Origin of the sequence: Allobosea sp., assembly GCF_035944895.1 — a bacterium.
In the GTDB taxonomy this organism is placed as follows: Bacteria; Pseudomonadota; Alphaproteobacteria; order Rhizobiales; family Beijerinckiaceae; genus Allobosea.
In genome coordinates this window covers 81,884-98,877 of the sequence record NZ_DASZAT010000002.1, presented here as the reverse complement: position 1 = coordinate 98,877, position 16,994 = coordinate 81,884, and the positions used below count along the sequence as shown (strand labels likewise).

Genomic DNA, 16,994 nt, shown 5'->3' with positions numbered 1-16,994 from the left:
GGATCACCGCCGGACTTGCAGCTGACTCGGGAGAGGTGAAGCGCACCCGTCGGAACGGGTGCGGGTCGCTCAGCGGCCCGGGGTCCAGGCCTGGTAGTCGCCGGTGGCGGCGGGAGTCTTGTTCTCGCCCAGCGTCGAGCCCGGCGGGCGATAGGCCAGGGCCGTGCCGGTATGGTTCGGCTGGTGCGGCTTCTGCCACTCGCGCGGTGTGTACTTCTCCTCGGAGGGAGCGACGTCGACGGTGTGATGCAGCCAGCCGTTCCAGCCGGGCGGGATCATCGAAGCCTCGATGGGGCCGTTATAGACCACCCACCGGCGCTGGATGCCGAGCGCCTTGTCCTTCGCGCCGCCCTTGGTGCGGTAATAGACGTTGCCGAACTCGTCCTCGCCGACCTTCTCGCCGAAGCGCCAGGTGTGGAAGCGGGTGCCGATGGTCTGGCCGTTCCACCAGGTGAAGAGCTGGAGCAGGGTCTTGGTCATCGCTTCGCGTCCGCGCAGGCCTTGGGCCGTCGCGCGACTTATGAAGATGCAGGGGCGCGATGTCCAGTGCGGCCGGGCGCTGCGGGCATGCGCCGTCATGGCGCCGAGGCCACGATCCTGCGCAGCATCGCGATGAAATCGCGGGTGCGCTGGCCTTTCCCATTGCTCCCGGATTCCGCGGTCTGGACCAGGACGAGGTGCTTGCCCGGAATGACGGCGACCTGCTGTCCGTCATAGCCGGAGCCGAGCGCCGCCCCCTTGCCGAAGCCGTCCTCCGGCAGAGTCCACCACATATAGCCATAGCCGCGGCCCGGCCGGTCGCTCGCGGAATGGCGAGCGGTCGATTCGCCGACCCAGTCGGCCGGTACGAGCTGCCGGCCGTCCCAGCTGCCGCCATTGGCGAAGAGCACGCCGAACCGGGCGAGGTCGCGTGCACTCAGCCTGAACGGATAGGCCGGATGGATCGAGACCGGCGAGAGCGCATAGCGCCCATCCCTGGCGGAGAAATCCTCCATGCCGATCGGCGCAGCGATGCGGCGGGCGAAGCTCTCGAAGACGTCCTCGCCGGTGCGCTGGCGATAGATCGTGCTCAGAGTGTTGAAATCCCAGTTGTTGTAGAACCAGAACGTGCCCGGCGGATGGCTGCCGCGGGCCGGACGCTTCTCCTTGATGTCGGGCGTCTCGTGCGCGGCCGGCAGATAGATGCCGGAGCGTGCCGTCAGCAGGTCACGGATCGTCGCGCTCTTCTCTTGTGCGTTCAGCCCGGGCGGCTTCTCGTCGATGCCGAGCTCGGCGAGCGTGGTGTCGAGCTTGAGGCGCCCGTCGGCGACGGCGATGCCGTAGAGCGCGCTGAGCAGGCTCTTGCGGACCGAGGCGACGCCGACCTTGCGGCTGGGATCGCCGAAGGAGGCGAGGATAGCGCCGTTCTGTACCAGCATCAGGGCGGTCGGCTTGCGCAGCTCCGCATAGTCACGGAGCGGCTGCAGTGCGGTCGCGGTCCAGCCGACCGAGGCGGGATCGACAGTCTGCCAGTGCCGGCCGGGCTCAGCCCGCGCAGGCAGCACGTAGAGGCAGAGCGCGATGATGGCGAGCAGGCGATTCATCGGTCAGGCCTCCGGCTTGCAGGTGCATCAGGCCGGGCAATCCCGGCTTCTCTGCGGCGCGAGGCCAAAGTTCTAGCGCAGCAGCGAGCGCGCGGTCGGAATGAGGCGAGCGATGTCGGGCACGCGGCCGGTCCCGGGCGCCATCTCGCGCAGAGCCGCTTCGAGAGCCGGTATCGCCTGCGGGATCGCAGGCCTGATCAGCGTGACCACAACGCATTCGCCCTCGCGCACGGGCAGGCGCGCGAACCCGTTCTCGCTACGGTCGCTGATCAGGCTGGCGAGGACCTCACTACCTGCGGCGCATACCGCATCCGCGATCGCGTTCGCGACAAATGCGGCCGCATCGTCGGTGGTGCCCGGCTCGAGATGATGAACGGCCGCGAGATAAGGATGGCCATCCTCGAGATCGCCTGTGCCTGGCGGCAGCCGTTCGCGCCCGCTGGTATTGAAGCCCGACCCTGGCGCTGCCGGCTTCAGCATCAGGACATCGTGCCATTCCAGCATGGTCTCGTTCGCGGCCGGACCGTGCTGCGCCCAGACCGGCCCGTCATAGAAGGCGGGGAGGGCCTGGGTCCGCGCCGCCTGATCGGGAAAGCCGCGAAACCAGACGAACTGGTCGGGCGCGGCGGGGTCGCGGAACTGGCAGAGCACGCTCATCCCGGCGGCTTCCTGGGTCTCGACGAGGTGAGTATCGAAGACCTCGATCAGGGTCTCGCGCGCGCCGGGCTTCAGGGTGTAGCGGCGCAGTTCGAAGACGGTGTCGGTCATGGCGGCTCTCCAGCTGGTTTGCAGCTAGGCGAGGAGCCCGACCGATCGCGTCAGCAGCGTCGCCGCGATCGCCGCCACGATTCGGTCATGATTCGGAAGGGCCGTGATCGACGCTCAAGTTGCACCAGCCGGCCAAGCATCCCGCGGATTCAAGCACTTGTGGCTGTCGCTGCAGGGAGCGCTTCCGCTGGTAGGGTTCGCTGGGTCCGGTTGATGCTTCATTAACCATGGTCCGGCGGATTTTAGGGATTTCGCACCGGCAAGGATCGTTGCACGATGGCAACGGCGCCGCGATTCCGCATGTGATTCCTTGGGCTTAGCCGGTGCCTTGAAACTTATCCCCACGATCCACATCTTCCTACAAGATGTCGTATCCACACCTATCGACCCGCACTAATCCTTGACGGCGCGACCCAATCGGGACTAAATTTTGACGGTCGCGTGACGGCTGGCGGAGACGCCTTTTTCGACCCGCGAAACGAGTTCCCAGACGGGTCAAGGCGATCACCGCGGCGCGCCAGAGATGGCGACGGCGAACGGCGACGTGCGTGCTCCGGCTGGCCGCATCAGGAAACCGATGACGGGGCACACCGTCGCGGGATCCAGGGGCATCAAACCGAGTTGGTCTGACATCAGGAGCCGGTGAGCAACCGGCCGCGCGGGGCGCCATGATGCGTCCGCGGCAAGCATTGGGGACGAAGCTTATGCGCATCGAGCGCCGCCATACCACCGCCGGCCAGTCGCCCTATTCTGCGATCCCGTTCCGCTCCGCGGTGAGCGAGATCCGCAATCCCGATGGTTCGATCGTCTTCCGGCTCGAGGGCATCGAGGTGCCCGAGGCCTGGTCGCAGGTGGCGAGCGACGTGCTCGCGCAGAAGTACTTCCGCAAGGCCGGCGTGCCGGCCGTCCTGAGACGAGTCGAGGAGAACGACGTCCCGTCCTTCCTCTGGCGTTCGGTTCCGGATGAAGCCGCGCTGGCGAAGCTGCCTGAGGCCGAGCGCTTCGGCTCCGAGATCTCGTCCAAGCAGGTCTTCGACCGGCTCGCGGGCTGCTGGACCTATTGGGGCTGGAAGGGCGGCTATTTCTCTTCGGAAGAGGACGCCCACGCCTTCCATGACGAGCTGCGCTTCATGCTGGCCTCGCAGATGGTCGCGCCGAACTCGCCGCAATGGTTCAACACCGGCCTGCACTGGGCCTATGGCATCGACGGGCCGAGCCAGGGCCACTTCTACGTCGACTTCAAGACCGGCAAGCTGGTCAAGTCGAAGTCGAGCTATGAGCATCCGCAGCCGCATGCCTGCTTCATCCAGGGCGTGCAGGACGACCTCGTCAACGAGGGCGGCATCATGGACCTCTGGGTCCGTGAGGCGCGCCTGTTCAAATATGGCTCCGGCACCGGCTCGAACTTCTCGATGCTGCGCGGCGAGGGCGAGAAGCTCGCCGGCGGCGGCCGCTCCTCCGGCCTGATGTCCTTCCTCAAGATCGGTGACCGCGCAGCCGGCGCGATCAAGTCGGGCGGCACCACCCGCCGCGCCGCCAAGATGGTCGTGGTCGACGTCGATCACCCCGATATCGAGACCTATATCGACTGGAAGGTGAAGGAGGAGCAGAAGGTCGCGGCTTTGGTCGCCGGCTCCAAGATCGTCCAGAAGGCGATGAAGGCGGTGATGAAGGCCTGCGTCAATTGCGAGGCCGCCGACGATGCCTGCTTCGATCCCGAGAAGAACCCGGCGCTGAAGCGCGAGATCAAGCTCGCCCGCAAGGCGATGGTGCCTGACAACTACATCAAGCGCGTCATCCAGTTCGCCAGGCAGGGCTACACCGAGATCCAGTTCGACACCTACGACACCGACTGGGATTCGGAAGCCTATCTCACTGTCTCCGGCCAGAACTCGAACAACTCGGTCTCGCTGACCGACGACTTCCTGCGCGCTGTCGAGACCGATGGCGACTGGAACCTGATCGGCCGCACCACCGGCAAGGTCACCAAGACCCTGAAGGCGCGCGACCTCTGGGAGAAGATCGGCTACGCCGCCTGGGCCTCGGCCGATCCCGGCCTGCACTTCAACACCACGATGAACGACTGGCACACCAGCCCGGCCTCGGGACGCATCCGCGCCTCGAATCCGTGCTCGGAGTACATGTTCCTCGACGACACCGCCTGCAATCTGGCTTCGGCCAACCTGCTGCAGTTCTATGATCGCCAGACCAAGGCCTTCGACGTCGCCGGCTACGAGCATCTCTGCCGCCTCTGGACCATCGTGCTCGAGATCTCCGTCGCGATGGCGCAGTTCCCGAGCCGCGAGATCGCCGAGCTCTCCTATGAGTACCGCACGCTCGGCCTCGGCTACGCCAATATCGGCGGCCTCCTGATGACCATGGGTCTCGGCTACGACTCGGATGAGGGCAGGGCGCTCGCCGGCGGCCTGACCGCGATCATGACCGGCGTCGCCTATGCGACCTCCGCCGAGATGGCGGGCGAGCTCGGCCCGTTCCCGGGCTACAAGAAGAACGCGCCGCACATGCTGCGCGTCATTCGCAACCACCGCGTTGCGGCGCATGGCCAGGCCAGCGGCTATGAGGGCCTGCAGGTCACGCCGGTGCCGCTCGACCATGCGACGCTGGAGCGCCTCGGCGGCTCCTCGGCGACGGTGTCGGAGCGGGCCAAGGCGAGCTGGGACGAGGCGCTGGCGCTCGGCGAGAAGCACGGCTACCGCAACGCCCAGTCGACGGTGATCGCGCCGACCGGCACGATCGGCCTGGTCATGGATTGCGACACCACCGGCATCGAGCCCGACTTCGCGCTGGTGAAGTTCAAGAAGCTCGCCGGCGGCGGCTACTTCAAGATCATCAACGGCGCGGTTCCGGATGCGCTGCGCGCGCTCGGCTACCGTGAGGCGGATATCGCCGAGATCGAGGCCTATGCCGTCGGCCACGGCTCGATGAAGCAGGCGCCCGGAATCAACCCCGGCTCGCTGCGGGCCAAGGGCTTCAGCGACGAGAAGATCGAGGCGGTCGAGAAGGGGCTGAAGAGCGCCTTCGATATCAAGTTCGTCTTCAACAAGTGGACGCTGGGCGAGGACTTCCTCACCGGTACGCTGAAGGTGCCGGCGGAGAAGCTGAACGACATGTCGTTCGAGCTGCTGCCCTTCCTCGGCTTCAGCAAGGCCGAGATCGAGGCCGCCAATGTCCATGTCTGCGGGGCGATGACGCTGGAAGGCGCGCCGCACCTGAAGAAGGAGCACTACAACGTCTTCGACTGCGCCAATCCCTGCGGGCGCATCGGCAAGCGCTATCTCTCGGTCGAGAGCCATATCCGCATGATGGCGGCGGCGCAGCCCTTCATCTCGGGCGCGATCTCCAAGACCATCAACATGCCGAACGACGCCACCGTCGAGGATTGCAAGAGTGCTTACCTGCTCTCCTGGAAGCTGGCGCTGAAGGCGAACGCCCTCTACCGCGACGGCTCGAAGCTGTCGCAGCCGCTGAACTCGGCCCTGATCGCCGATGAGGACGACGACGCTGACGACGCGACCGAGGCGCTCTACCAGCAGCCGCTGGCGGCGCGCGCCACCCAGATCGCCGAGAAGATCGTCGAGCGCGTGGTGGAACGTGTCGAACGCGTCCGCGAGCGTGAGAAGATGCCGGCGCGGCGCACCGGCTATATCCAGAAGGCGGTGGTCGGCGGCCACAAGGTCTATGTCCACACCGGCGAGTATGCCGACGGGCGCCTCGGCGAGATCTTCATCGACATGCACAAGGAGGGCGCGGCCTTCCGGGCGATGATGAACAACTTCGCCATCGCGGTCTCGCTCGGCCTGCAATACGGCGTGCCGCTGGAGGAGTATGTCGAGGCCTTCACCTTCACCCGCTTCGAGCCCTCGGGCTTCGTGCAGGGCAACCAGTCGATCAAGAACGCGACCTCGATCCTCGACTACGTCTTCCGCGAGCTGGCGATCTCCTATCTCGGCCGGCACGACCTCGCCCATGTCGATCCCTCCGAGATCGGCCATGACGTGATGGGCGGCGGCGTCGAGCAGGGCCGGGCGCCGGATGCGGCCGGGCCGATCACCTCGACCCCGCTGGCCTCCTCGGGCTTCCGCCGCGGCAAGCCGATCAACCTGCTCGCCATCCAGGGCGGAGCGGCGGCCAACGACGCGGTCGCTCGCTCGGCGAGCAACGTCACTGGCCTCGCCACCGCCGGCGCGACCGCGCTGAAGGAGGAGCCGGAGGCTTATGGCGAGGAGGAGATGAGCAAGCTCGGCTTCGCCGCGCCGGCCGCCCAGCCGACCGCCTCCGAGCGCCGGGCCGAGGCGATCATGAAGGGCTATGTCGGCGACAGCTGCGGCGAGTGCGGGAATTTCACGCTCGTGCGGAACGGCACTTGTTTGAAGTGCAACACCTGTGGGTCGACGACCGGGTGTTCGTGAGACTTAAGCCCAGTCGCTAGATGAAATAACGGCCGGAGCTCGCTCCGGCCGTTTTCTTGATCTGTCTGGTTAGATGCCTGTCAGCATCAGATCGAGCGCCGCCGTGATGGCGAAATGCTCCTTCGCCAGTGATGCGACCGGCGGCCCCAGTAGGCTGCGACGGATCGCGACGATCTCGGTCGGCACCAGAACGACCTTCGCGCCGTTGATCGTGAAACCGGGGTTCAGGCGCCTGATCGCCGGTAGCAATTCGGCTCGGCGCAGCGGCGCGATCACGCGGGTGTCGAGCGAAGAGAGCAGATCGGCTTGAAGGTCGATGACAAACGGATATTCGGCTCGCAGGCGCTCGCCAGGGTGCTCGTAGACATCGTATTGCGCCACGCGCTCACCAGCCGCGGAATTCGTCCGAGAACAGACCACGCTCGGCCGTCCAGGCATTCTGGGCAGTGATCGCCTCGCTATTCTCCGCGAGCCAGCGCCGAGCATCTTCTTCCGCGATCCGCTTCCGCAAAGCGTCCTCGGTGATGGCCGAGAGGTTGAGGCCGTGAGCGCGCGCGGCCTCGATCAGATCGGCGTCGAGGGAGAGATTGATCGGTCTCTTGGCGGCACGGTTCATGCGCATGAGTTATGCACATTCAGAACATACTGTCACGCGAGACACTTGCCGGGAGAGATTTGCGAATGTTGCCGGCGCCGACCCGGCATGCGTCATCCGCCGAAGCGGTTCACCGGCAACGCGCTTGTCTCGGCAATTCCCGATCGGCCAACATTGGTTGCTTCGCGGTCAACGGTCGCGGGCCAACCGAGGCATGAGGGGCAAGGGCATATGAGCGGACTGTTGATTTCGGGTGGCCGCGTCGTCGATCCGGAAAGCGGCCATGACGGCATCGCCGATGTCGCTGTCGTCGACGGAAAGATCGTCGCGATCGGCTCCGGCCTTGGCAGCGCCGAGCGCGTGATCGATGCGCGGGGGCTGGTCGTGGCGCCCGGCTTCATCGATCTCCATGCCCATGGCCAGTCGATCCCGGCCGACCGCATGCAGGCCTTTGACGGCGTCACGACGACACTGGACCTCGAGGCCGGCGTGCTGCCGGTCGCCTCCTGGTATCGCCGGCAGGCGGAGCAGGGCCGCATCCTGAACTATGGCGCCGCCACGAACTGGGCCTTCGCCCGGATCGGCGCGATGATCGGGATCAACGAGGAATCGTCGCTGGAAGCGTTTGGACGCGCCATGCGCGATCCGCGCTGGATGGACAATATCTCCTCGCCCTCCGAGCAGCAGAACATCCTCGAGCGCATCGCGGCCGGGCTCGACGAAGGCGGCATCGGCATCGGCATCCTCAACGCCTATGCTCCGGGTGCCGGCGTGCAGGAGCTGACGGCGCTGTGCCAGCTCGCCGCCGAGCGCGGCGTGCCGACCTTCACCCATATCGCCTATATGGCGAACACCGATCCGAAGAGCGCGGCGGAGGCCTATATCCGCCTGATCGGCTATGCCGGCGCGACCGGCGCGCATATGCACATCTGCCACTTCAACAGCTCCAGCAAGACCGATGTCGTGCGCTGCGCGCGACTGATCAAGAAAGCGCAGGAGCAGGGCCTGCCGATCACGGTCGAGGCCTATCCCTATGGTACCGGCTCGACGGTGATCGCCGCCGCCTTCTTCAGCGACCCGGAATTCGAGCGCCGCAACGACACGCGCTACGAGCAGATCCAGCTCGTCACCAGCGGGCGCCGGATCCAGGACCGCGAGGACCTGCTTTCCGCGCAATCGGAAGACCCGTCGCAGCTCGTCCTCTGGCATGTGCTCGACACCGAGAACAATGCCCGTCATCGCGACATGCTCGACCTCTCGGTGCTGTACCCCGGCGGCGCGATCGCCTCGGACGCCATGCCCTGGTCGATGCCGGATGGATCGACCTATACCGGCGACGCCTGGCCGCTGCCCGACGAGGCGACCTCGCATCCGCGCTCGTCCGGCACCTTCACGCGCTTCCTGCGCCACTGGGTGCGCGAGCGGCAGGCGGTCAGCCTGCAGGAGGGCATCGCGAAGTGCACCTTGATCCCTGCCGAGATCCTGGCCGCGAGCACGCCCGCCATGCATGACAAGGGCCGGCTGAAGGCCGGAGCCGACGCTGATGTCGTGGTGTTCGATCTGGATCAGCTCACGGACCGGGCGGAGTTCTCGGCGATGAACCGGCCGGCCGAAGGTGTTCGGCACCTCGTCGTCAGCGGGGCGCCGGTGATCGCCGATGGGATCATGGATGTCGCGGCCCGGCCGGGCCAGCCGGTGCGCCGTCCGCTCAGTGCGGTGGCCTGAAGACCATGCCGGTTCCGATCCTGCTGGTGACGGGCTTTCTCGGAGCCGGCAAGACGACGCTGGTCAACCGCATCCTGCAACAGGCCGACGGGCGGCGCATCGCCGCCGTCATCAATGATTTCGGCGCGATCAACATCGATGCGGAGCTCATCGCTGGCGCGGAGGACGGCGTCGTCAGCCTCGCCAATGGCTGCATCTGCTGCTCGCTGGAAGGCGATCTGCTGCGGACGCTTTCCAATCTGCTGCGGCGAACCCCGCGCCCCGAAGCCATCGTGATCGAGACCAGCGGCGTCGCCGACCCGAACGACATCATCCGCAACCTGATGGACCCGGTGATCTGGCACGAGGCGCCCTTGGAGACGGTGCTCTGCGTCGTCGATGCGGCGGCGCCGGAGGCGAGTCTCGGCGACCCGCTGTTCCTGAGTCAGCTGCGGACGGCCGACCTGCTCGCCGTCAGCAAGGGGGACCTCATCGACAGGCCGTCTCTCGACAAGCGCTGCCGGTCCCTGTCGCAGATCAACCGCCGGGCCGCTCTCGTCGAGGCGCCCGGCGGCGATATCCCGCTCGATCTCGTCTTTCCCGAAGTCGGAACGCCCCGCGAGCGGACGACGCGTCCGAAGAGGCCAAGCGTCGATCGCTTCGAGAGCTTCAACTGGATGTCCAGCGAGCCGATCTCGCTTGCAGGTTTCCAGCAGGTCGTCGGCCGGCTTGCGTCACGGCTCGTGCGCGCGAAGGGATTTCTGGCGACGATCGAGAAGCCCGATTGCCGCTATCTCTTCCAGCTCGCGGGCGGCAGAGCGACGCTGGCGCCTGTCGATCGGGACGAGCTGGGGCAGGGCACCAGGATCGTCTTCATCGCCGAGATCGGCAGGATCACGTCGGCGGAGATCGATGAGGCGATGAGCCGAGCGGGTCGGCATCTGTAGTCCGCGATCTTGCAGATAGTCTTGGCTCGGCAGTTCGGCTGCCTATCGGTGCAGCGGGTCGCCACGTCGGTGGACGAAGAGCCTCGCTGCGCCGTCAATTCGCACGAGACTTGCAAGGGTTTCCCGAGATTTATAGCCTTGGGCCCGGGGGATTGGAGATCAGGGGCGATTGAAAGTCTCCGATGCCGGTTTCGCCGAGCTGCTGGAGTTGACCTGCGAAGCAGCGCTCGACAGCGCAGCCTGGGGCACATTGCTGCGGCGCCTCGCCGCCGCGACCGGCTGCGTCGCCGGCGGGCTGACGGTCGAGAATTTCGTCGATCGCAGCGGCCGGCCGCTCGCCTATTTCGGCTTCGATCCCGACCATGTCGAGAAGACCTTCGACCACTACCTGCCGATGAACCCGCTTTTCGGCATCGCCGAGCGGATGCGGCCGGGCTTCGTCGTCAGCAATAGCGAGGTGATCGCGCCCGAGGATTTCAGGAAGAGCGAGTTCTATGATGGCTGGGCCCGGCCGCAGGGCCTGGGGGCCCCGGTGACGCTGGTGCTACAGCGCGGCGCGGCTGCCTACACGCCGCTGACGCTGGTGCGGCCCGACGGGCATGGCGATGTCCCGGATGCGGGACGCACCCTGCTGGAGCGCCTTGCACCGCATCTGATGCGCGCGCTCCGGACCACCGCGCAACTCGGCTTCTTCGATCATCGTGATGCGCTCCTGTCGGTGCTGGCGGACCGGCTCGGGGCCGCAGTCATCCTGTTCAACGAGGCCGGCAAGATCGCCTATGCCAGCGCCCCGGCCGAGCAACTCTTCGCCGAGGGCGTGCTGTGCCTGACGCTGCATGGCCTGGCGGCGCGGCGCGATACCGGACGGCCGACATTGCAGGAGGCGGTTCAGCTCGCGCTGGCGAAGGGGACGCTCGCGCCGATCATCGATGTCGGCATCGCGCGGGGCGAGGAGCGGCCGCTCTGCGCGACCATCGTGCCGCTTCGCCCGGGAAGCGGCGAGGGGCTGCCGCTCGCCGAGACCCTGCGCTGCATGGTGATCATCCGCGTGCCGGCTCCTGCCGACAGGCCACAGGCAGCCGAACGCGCCGCCAGGGTCTACCAATTGACGCCGGCGGAGACCCGGTTGCTCGCCGCCGTGCTGGACGGCAAGGGATTGCAGGCGGCGGCGCGAGCTGTCGGCATCGGCTATTCGACGGCGCAGACGCATCTGCACAACGTCTTCGCCAAGACGTTGACGTCGAGCCAGTCGGAGCTGGTCGGCCTCGTGCTGGGGCTGGTGTGACGGGTCAGGCTCGCGGCGCGTCGAGGCCCATCTGCCAGAAATCGGCCTCCAGCTTCGAGGCCTGGCCGAACAAGGCGGCGAGCTCGCCAAAACGCGCTTCCGTCATGGCGCGAGCGGCGAGGGCGTCGAGATGGCGGCGGGCGTCGCTGGCGACCTGCTGATAGGCTTCGCCCGCATATTCGCCGATCCAGTCGCGATAGGGATGGCTGTCGAGCGCAGGGCCGATTGTCTTGGCGAGGCGTGCGCCGATCTCGGCATAGCCGACGATGCAGGGGCTGAGCGCGACATGCAGGTCGAGCAGGTCGCCGGAGACGCCGCAATCGAGCACGAAGCGGGTGTAGGCGACCGTCGCCTGATGCTCGCGCGTGGCTTCGAGCTGCTCGGGCGAGAGGCCCCAGCGGCCGCAGAGCCGGACATGCAGGTCCATTTCGAGGTCGAGGATCGCCGACAGGCCCGCCTTGGCGGCGCGCATATCGGCGAGGTTGCGGCTCTTGTAGGCCGCGAGCGCATAGGCGCGGGCGAACTGGATCAGGAAGAGATAGTCCTGGACAAGATAGGTCCGGAAGGCGGCCTGCGGCAGCGAGCCGTCGCCCATCTGCCGGACGAAGTCGTGCTCGACATAAGAGGCCCAGTCCGCCGCCGCGGCGGCCTTCAACCTGTCGAAGATGTCCACGGTCCGAGCGTCCTTCCGGATTGGATTCGCGCGGCAGTCATAGCGCAAACTGGACCTGCGTGGCGCGCCGCGGATGACGCAGGTTTGATCCGCCCCGGCGGCGACAGGGCGTAGATGCCGGGTTAGCCTCCGCTCCTTCGAGCAACCAGGAGGGTTCGACGATGACCAGTTCCGCGATCGGCCGGCGGGCCCTGCTCTGCGGCGCGGCCGTTTCCGTCCTCGCTCTGCCGGCCCTGGCGCATCATGGCTGGGGCTGGGCGGTCGACGAGCAGAGCGAGCTCAAGGGCACGATCCGCTCGATCTCGATGGCGCCGCCGCATCCGACGCTGCAGGTCGCGGCTGCCGACGGCGTGGTCTGGCAGATCGATCTCGGCAATCCCAGCCAGACCGCACGGGCCAATTTCACCGGCGACACTGCGAAGGTGGGCGATGCCATCACTGTGCTCGGCAACCGCCATCAGGATGTCAGCAAGAAGCAGATGAAGGCGGTGCGCATCACCATCGGCGGCAGGAACTACGACATGTATCCGGAGCGGATCAAAACCAACTGAGCGCTCGTGGCGGCGCTGATCGACTGGCTCGCCGGCTGGCCGGGAGCGGTGCTGCTGCAGCGCTCCGGCACCGCCTATCTGTTCGTCAACGCCGCGCATATCCTCGGCATCGGCCTCCTGCTCGGCGCGATCCTGCCGCTCGATCTGCGGCTGGCGGGCGTATTGCGCGCCTCGGCGCTGCCGCTGATCGGCCCAATGCTGATCCGGACGGCCGCATGCGGGTTAGCTCTGGCGCTCGCGACCGGGTTCTGGCTGTTCACGGTGAAGCCGGGCGAATATCTCGGCAACCCCGCCTTCCTGACCAAACTTGGCCTACTCGCCTTGGCGCTGGGCAATATCGTGCTCCAGCATCTCAATCTGAAGCCGGCGCTGGCCGGCGGCGAGATCGGCCTGCGGGTTCGCTTGCTCGCCGCGTTCTCCGCCTCGCTCTGGCTCTGCATCCTGGTCGCCGGGCGCTGGATCGGCTTCGTCTAACCTTCGTTAGACGACCAGCGCCGTCATCGCTTCATTGATCCACCACCATTCGCGGCCGGGTGCTGCCTCGTCACGTAACGTCGCGAGCAGCTGCTGGTAGCGCAGCGAGCGTTCATGATGCCGGCGATACTGGTCGAGATGCCAGGCGCGGAAGGCTTGGTCCGGCTCGCGTTTCATCGCCTTGGCCGAGGCGTCCAGCCAAGCGCTGGCGATGGCGCGACCCGTATCCGAGTCCGGAGCGTCGCCTTTGACCATCGCCTCACGGACGTCGGCAAAGATACGCTCGGCGGCAGCGTGATAGGCAGCCGGGTCGAAATCCGGTGTCCACATCAGCTCGGCATCGGCCTTGGCCTGAGCTATGGCCGCCTCGCCGCTCAGCATCGCCCTGAGCTCGGCGAAGGCGTCGATCTGCTCCGGCGTCGGATCGTCGGGCAATTCGGGGGCGCCGGCTGCAATCGCCTTCTGCCGCCATTCCGGGTTCATCCTGTCGCCGGTCACTTCGTCATAGAAGCGTTCGGTCAGGCTGCGCATGTCGGCATTGGACAGGCTGGTCATGGTCCATAGTCTCCTGATGTCGTCCGCGGTCGGTTCGGGGTGGCGCAGGGCGGCGCGCAGGGTCGCGGCGATCAGGCGCTTGCCGGCGATCTCGGCCTCGAGCGTCGAGAGGCGCAATTGCAGGAGCTCGGCGAGCGAACCCTTGCGGATGAGGATGCCCTGGATCGCGGCGAGGCTCATGCCCATGGCGCGCAGCGCCTGGATCAGGTCGAGCCGAGCTGCATCGGCGTCCGAATAAACGCGGTAGTTCGCCATCGTGCGGGTCGCTGGCGGTAGCAGCCCCTTGTCGGAATAGAAGCGGATGCGCCGGACGGGCGCGCCGCAGAGGCGGGCGAGCTCGCCGATGGTGTAGCGTTGGTCGTTCGCGTTCATGGGATCGTCGTAGCGTCTCCATCTGGTGGAGGGTCAAGCGGTGCCGAAATCGTTCGAATGCAGGCGATCGCGGCAAGGCGGGTGAAACCCTGTCGGGCGAAAGCTGTGTGCCCAGGCCCCGCCGTCAAAGCGGCGTTAGCTAGTCGCGGGCATTGTCCTGCGCGTGCACGCCCCACGCCACGATCCGATCTCCAGGCATGCTGAGCCGGCGGCCGAACCGCCGAGCAGCGGGACGGTGGTGCGTCGCTTCGACGGTCTCGGCTTCGAGCCGGTGCTGGAGCGCGAGTACCGGCAGCATATGCGTGCCGACCAGCGCCGCAGCACCCTGGTCTGCCTGATCACTGCGCTCGGCATCTGGCTGACCTTCATCGGGCTCGACCTGACGCGCCTCGACAACCTCGTCGCGGTCGACAGCCGCGACATCTTCGTCGAGTTCGCGATCGCGCTGAGGTTGGGGACGCTCGCCGTGATCCTGCGCCTGGTCTGGATCGTGCGCCGCAACCGCCAGGCCCATGCCTATCATCACCTCACCATGCTGGCGCTGGCGCTGATCGGCGTGACCTGCGCCTTCATCGCCAACATGTACAAGCTGCGGGGGCTGCCGCAGGCGGATATCGCCCAGCTCGTGATCATCGCGGCCGTGTTCCTGCCGGTTGGGCTGACCTTCCTGCAGAGCCTGGGCATCGCCCTGCTGATCGCGGTGTTCACCACCGGGCTTGGCCTGCTGATGCTCGAGCCGGGGCAACTGGCCGAGCATGGCCGGCTCTCGATCCTGCTGTTCTTCGCCGTTTTCGTCAGCGCCGTCGGTGCCTGGCTGCGCGAGAGGGCCGAGCGCGACCAGTTCCTCCTGCGTCGCATGCTGCATAGCCGGGCGATGTCGGACGCGCTGACCGGCGTCGCCAATCGGCGCGGCTTCGAGGAGCATGTTGCGATGGCGCTGCTGCAGGCGCGGCGCGAGCGCGCTCCCGTCGCTTTCGCGGTGCTCGATATCGATCATTTCAAGCGCTACAACGACCGCTATGGCCATCAGGCCGGCGACATCGCGCTCGCCTCGGTGGCCCGCGCCATCGACAGCCGGCTGCGCCCGCCGATGGACATGGTCGGGCGGCTCGGTGGCGAGGAGTTCGGCCTACTGCTCTATGACACCACGCCGCAGAAGGCGCGGGAGCGGCTGGAACGGGTCGCGCAGGCGATCGCCGAGCTCCGGATCGAGCACGCAGCGTCGCCGACGGCGCAATACATCACGGTCAGTATGGGGGCGGTCGGCTTCGACGGGCAGGAGACGGCGGTCGACCTCTACCAGCGCGCCGATGCGGCGCTCTATGCCGGCAAGGCCTCTGGCCGGAACCGGGTCGAGCTGGGCGAGGGTGGCGAGCGCCTGGCGGGGTAGCCGCGGACACCGGCTGGCTGCTATGCGGCGTTCTTCCTGCTGCCACGAGAGAATCCCATGTCCGCACCTGTTTCAATCGGCCTGATCGGCGCCGGCATCATGGGCGAGCGCATGCTGCGCGCCATCCTGGCGCAATCCCCCGAGCTGGTGCGCGCCGCCGGGATCTGGGACCCGTCCAGCGAGGCGATGGCGCGGATCGCAGGCGAGCTGCCGCAGGTCGCACAGCAGCCCGATGCGGCCGCCGTGATCGCGGCGAGCGACTGCGTCTACATCGCCTCGCCGCCGGCTTCCCATCTCGGCCATGCCCGCGCGGCGCTCGCGGCCGGCAGAACCGTCTTCTGCGAGAAGCCGCTTGCGATCGACGTCGCCGATTCCCGTGCCTTCGTCGCCGAGGCTGGCGGGCGCGGCGCGGTCAACTTTCCTTTCGCCTCCTCGCCGGCGGTCGCGCAATTGCAGGACTGGGCCGAGAGCATCGGCGGCAACCGGCGGATCGCGATCGAGGTCGCCTTCGCCACCTGGCCGCGCTCCTGGCAGGCCGATGCCGCGGGCTGGCTCGACCGGCGCGAGCAGGGCGGCTTCACCCGCGAAGTGGTCTCGCATTTCCTGTTCCTGAGCCGCCGGCTCGGTGGGCGGCTGCATGACCTGCAGGCGAGCGTATCCTTCCCGGAGGCGGGCAAGTCGGAGCGTCGGATCGAGGCACGGTTGATGGCGGGCGACATTCCGGTAACGCTCATCGGCAGCGTCGGCACGACCCCGAAAGACGATCACAACATCTGGATGCTCGAAGGCGAAAGCGGGGCGATCCGGCTCTGCGACTGGTCGCTGGCCGAGCAACGCCAGTCGGACGGCTCCTGGCAGCGGGCGCCGGGCGCCCTGACGCAGCTTGAGGCGCGGCCGGTCGCACTGAAGCGGCAGCTCGAAGGCGTAGCGAAGCTGGCGCGCGGAGAGGCGCATCAGCTGGCAACGCTGGAGGAGGCGCTGAATGTCCAGGAGATCGTCGAGGCGATTCTGGCGAGCTGAGTACCGGATGCGCGCCCTTCATTGAGGCGGCATGGCGGGAGGGCTATGATCGGCGGGCTCAGGAGGCCTGCCGATGCGCCATGCCTTCCTCACCGATGCGCAGATCGACGCGCGCGCTTTGGCGCATCGGCGCGGGCTCGGCTTCCGTGACGACGAGGCCGTCGAGGTCGTGGTGCTGCTGGGCAGGCTCAAGGCGCATTATCCGGAATTCTCGGACAAGCGCGTGCCGGACGGCGCGCTCGGAGAAGCCGAGGCGCAATGGGATTCGTTGGGTAAGCGTCTGCTGATCCCGGAGAGCGTGTTCCGGGCGGCCGAACGCGGCGAGGGCAGGGCGCTCATGACCGTGGCGCACGAGGTCGGCCACGCGCTGCTCGGGCATGAGGGCAATCTGAACCGGGGGCCAGCCGGTGGCCGGGCCGAGCGGGGTTCGGCGAAGCTGCGCTCTATGGAATACCAGGCGCGGCGCTATGCGGCCGCCTTCCTGATTCCGGACACACCGGCCGTGCGGAGGCTCGATGCAACGGCATTGAGCGAACGCTACCGGGTCAGCATGAGCGCCGCGATCGTGCGCCATAGCGAGTTGCGCTCCGGCGAGAGCGCACGAGCCCTGCCTTTCCGGCAGGCCGCGCTCGACATTTGAGCCGCTT

Annotated in this window: 16 protein-coding genes; 9 read left to right on the top strand and 7 right to left on the bottom strand. The window is 67.1% G+C overall.

The window, feature by feature from the left end:
* Positions 1-69: 69 nt before the first annotated feature.
* The 3 genes from VGV58_RS00645 to VGV58_RS00635 all read right to left on the bottom strand — a co-directional run bounded on the left by VGV58_RS00645 (position 70) and on the right by VGV58_RS00635 (position 2,351).
* Entirely contained in the window at positions 70-480 is a 411-nt protein-coding gene (locus VGV58_RS00645) for an NADH:ubiquinone oxidoreductase subunit NDUFA12 (RefSeq protein WP_326872030.1), read from the bottom strand.
* 95 nt (positions 481-575) lie between these two features.
* Positions 576-1,583 carry a serine hydrolase domain-containing protein gene (locus tag VGV58_RS00640; protein ID WP_326872029.1) on the bottom strand — a complete coding sequence of 336 codons (1,008 nt, stop codon included), beginning with the start codon at positions 1,581-1,583 and terminating at the stop codon, positions 576-578.
* A 72-nt stretch (positions 1,584-1,655) separates the two neighbouring features.
* A complete protein-coding gene (locus tag VGV58_RS00635) occupies positions 1,656-2,351 on the bottom strand; it encodes an NIPSNAP family protein (RefSeq protein WP_326872028.1) in 696 nt (231 codons plus the stop codon).
* Between the two features lie 704 nt (positions 2,352-3,055).
* On the opposite strand from VGV58_RS00635, the gene VGV58_RS00630 reads away from it, so the two are divergent.
* Positions 3,056-6,781 (top strand): vitamin B12-dependent ribonucleotide reductase, encoded by a 3,726-nt coding sequence (locus VGV58_RS00630; protein ID WP_326872027.1) that lies wholly within the window; start codon positions 3,056-3,058, stop codon positions 6,779-6,781.
* Positions 6,782-6,850: 69 nt separating this feature from the next.
* Here the strand turns inward: VGV58_RS00630 and VGV58_RS00625 are convergent, their stop codons facing one another.
* Together VGV58_RS00625 and VGV58_RS00620 are read right to left on the bottom strand one after the other, a co-directional pair.
* A complete protein-coding gene (locus VGV58_RS00625) occupies positions 6,851-7,162 on the bottom strand; it encodes a CcdB family protein (RefSeq protein ID WP_326872026.1) in 312 nt (103 codons plus the stop codon).
* A 4-nt stretch (positions 7,163-7,166) separates the two neighbouring features.
* On the bottom strand, positions 7,167-7,403 hold the full coding sequence (locus VGV58_RS00620; protein WP_326872025.1) for a type II toxin-antitoxin system CcdA family antitoxin: 237 nt from the start codon (positions 7,401-7,403) through the stop codon (positions 7,167-7,169).
* 204 nt (positions 7,404-7,607) lie between these two features.
* Here VGV58_RS00620 and VGV58_RS00615 point away from each other — a divergent pair, with 204 nt between their 5' ends.
* The 3 genes from VGV58_RS00615 (at position 7,608) to VGV58_RS00605 (ending at position 11,312) form a co-directional block, all read left to right on the top strand.
* Positions 7,608-9,101 (top strand): amidohydrolase family protein, encoded by a 1,494-nt coding sequence (locus VGV58_RS00615; protein ID WP_326872024.1) that lies wholly within the window; start codon positions 7,608-7,610, stop codon positions 9,099-9,101.
* Between the two features lie 5 nt (positions 9,102-9,106).
* Positions 9,107-10,027 carry a CobW family GTP-binding protein gene (locus VGV58_RS00610; RefSeq protein ID WP_326872023.1) on the top strand — a complete coding sequence of 307 codons (921 nt, stop codon included), beginning with the start codon at positions 9,107-9,109 and terminating at the stop codon, positions 10,025-10,027.
* Positions 10,028-10,196: 169 nt separating this feature from the next.
* The gene (locus VGV58_RS00605; RefSeq protein WP_326872022.1) at positions 10,197-11,312 is read left to right on the top strand and encodes a helix-turn-helix transcriptional regulator; all 1,116 of its coding nucleotides are present in this window, start codon (positions 10,197-10,199) and stop codon (positions 11,310-11,312) included.
* A gap of 4 nt (positions 11,313-11,316) precedes the next feature.
* On the opposite strand, the gene tenA is transcribed toward VGV58_RS00605, so the two are convergent.
* Entirely contained in the window at positions 11,317-11,985 is a 669-nt protein-coding gene (tenA, locus tag VGV58_RS00600) for a thiaminase II (protein ID WP_326872021.1), read from the bottom strand.
* 161 nt (positions 11,986-12,146) lie between these two features.
* On the opposite strand from tenA, the gene VGV58_RS00595 reads away from it, so the two are divergent.
* On the top strand, positions 12,147-12,536 hold the full coding sequence (locus tag VGV58_RS00595) for a DUF6152 family protein (RefSeq protein ID WP_326872020.1): 390 nt from the start codon (positions 12,147-12,149) through the stop codon (positions 12,534-12,536).
* 6 nt (positions 12,537-12,542) lie between these two features.
* On the top strand, positions 12,543-13,010 hold the full coding sequence (locus tag VGV58_RS00590) for a DUF2214 domain-containing protein (protein ID WP_326872019.1): 468 nt from the start codon (positions 12,543-12,545) through the stop codon (positions 13,008-13,010).
* A gap of 6 nt (positions 13,011-13,016) precedes the next feature.
* On the opposite strand, the gene VGV58_RS00585 is transcribed toward VGV58_RS00590, so the two are convergent.
* The gene (locus tag VGV58_RS00585) at positions 13,017-13,937 is read right to left on the bottom strand and encodes a MerR family transcriptional regulator (protein ID WP_326872018.1); all 921 of its coding nucleotides are present in this window, start codon (positions 13,935-13,937) and stop codon (positions 13,017-13,019) included.
* Positions 13,938-14,172: 235 nt separating this feature from the next.
* Between VGV58_RS00585 and VGV58_RS00580 the strand changes: the two genes are divergently transcribed.
* The 3 genes from VGV58_RS00580 to VGV58_RS00570 all read left to right on the top strand — a co-directional run bounded on the left by VGV58_RS00580 (position 14,173) and on the right by VGV58_RS00570 (position 16,987).
* Complete coding sequence (locus VGV58_RS00580) at positions 14,173-15,327, top strand: GGDEF domain-containing protein (protein WP_326872017.1); 1,155 nt, start codon at positions 14,173-14,175, stop codon at positions 15,325-15,327.
* A 57-nt stretch (positions 15,328-15,384) separates the two neighbouring features.
* Positions 15,385-16,347 (top strand): Gfo/Idh/MocA family protein, encoded by a 963-nt coding sequence (locus tag VGV58_RS00575; protein ID WP_326872016.1) that lies wholly within the window; start codon positions 15,385-15,387, stop codon positions 16,345-16,347.
* Between the two features lie 73 nt (positions 16,348-16,420).
* On the top strand, positions 16,421-16,987 hold the full coding sequence (locus VGV58_RS00570) for an ImmA/IrrE family metallo-endopeptidase (protein WP_326872015.1): 567 nt from the start codon (positions 16,421-16,423) through the stop codon (positions 16,985-16,987).
* Positions 16,988-16,994 lie beyond the last annotated feature (7 nt).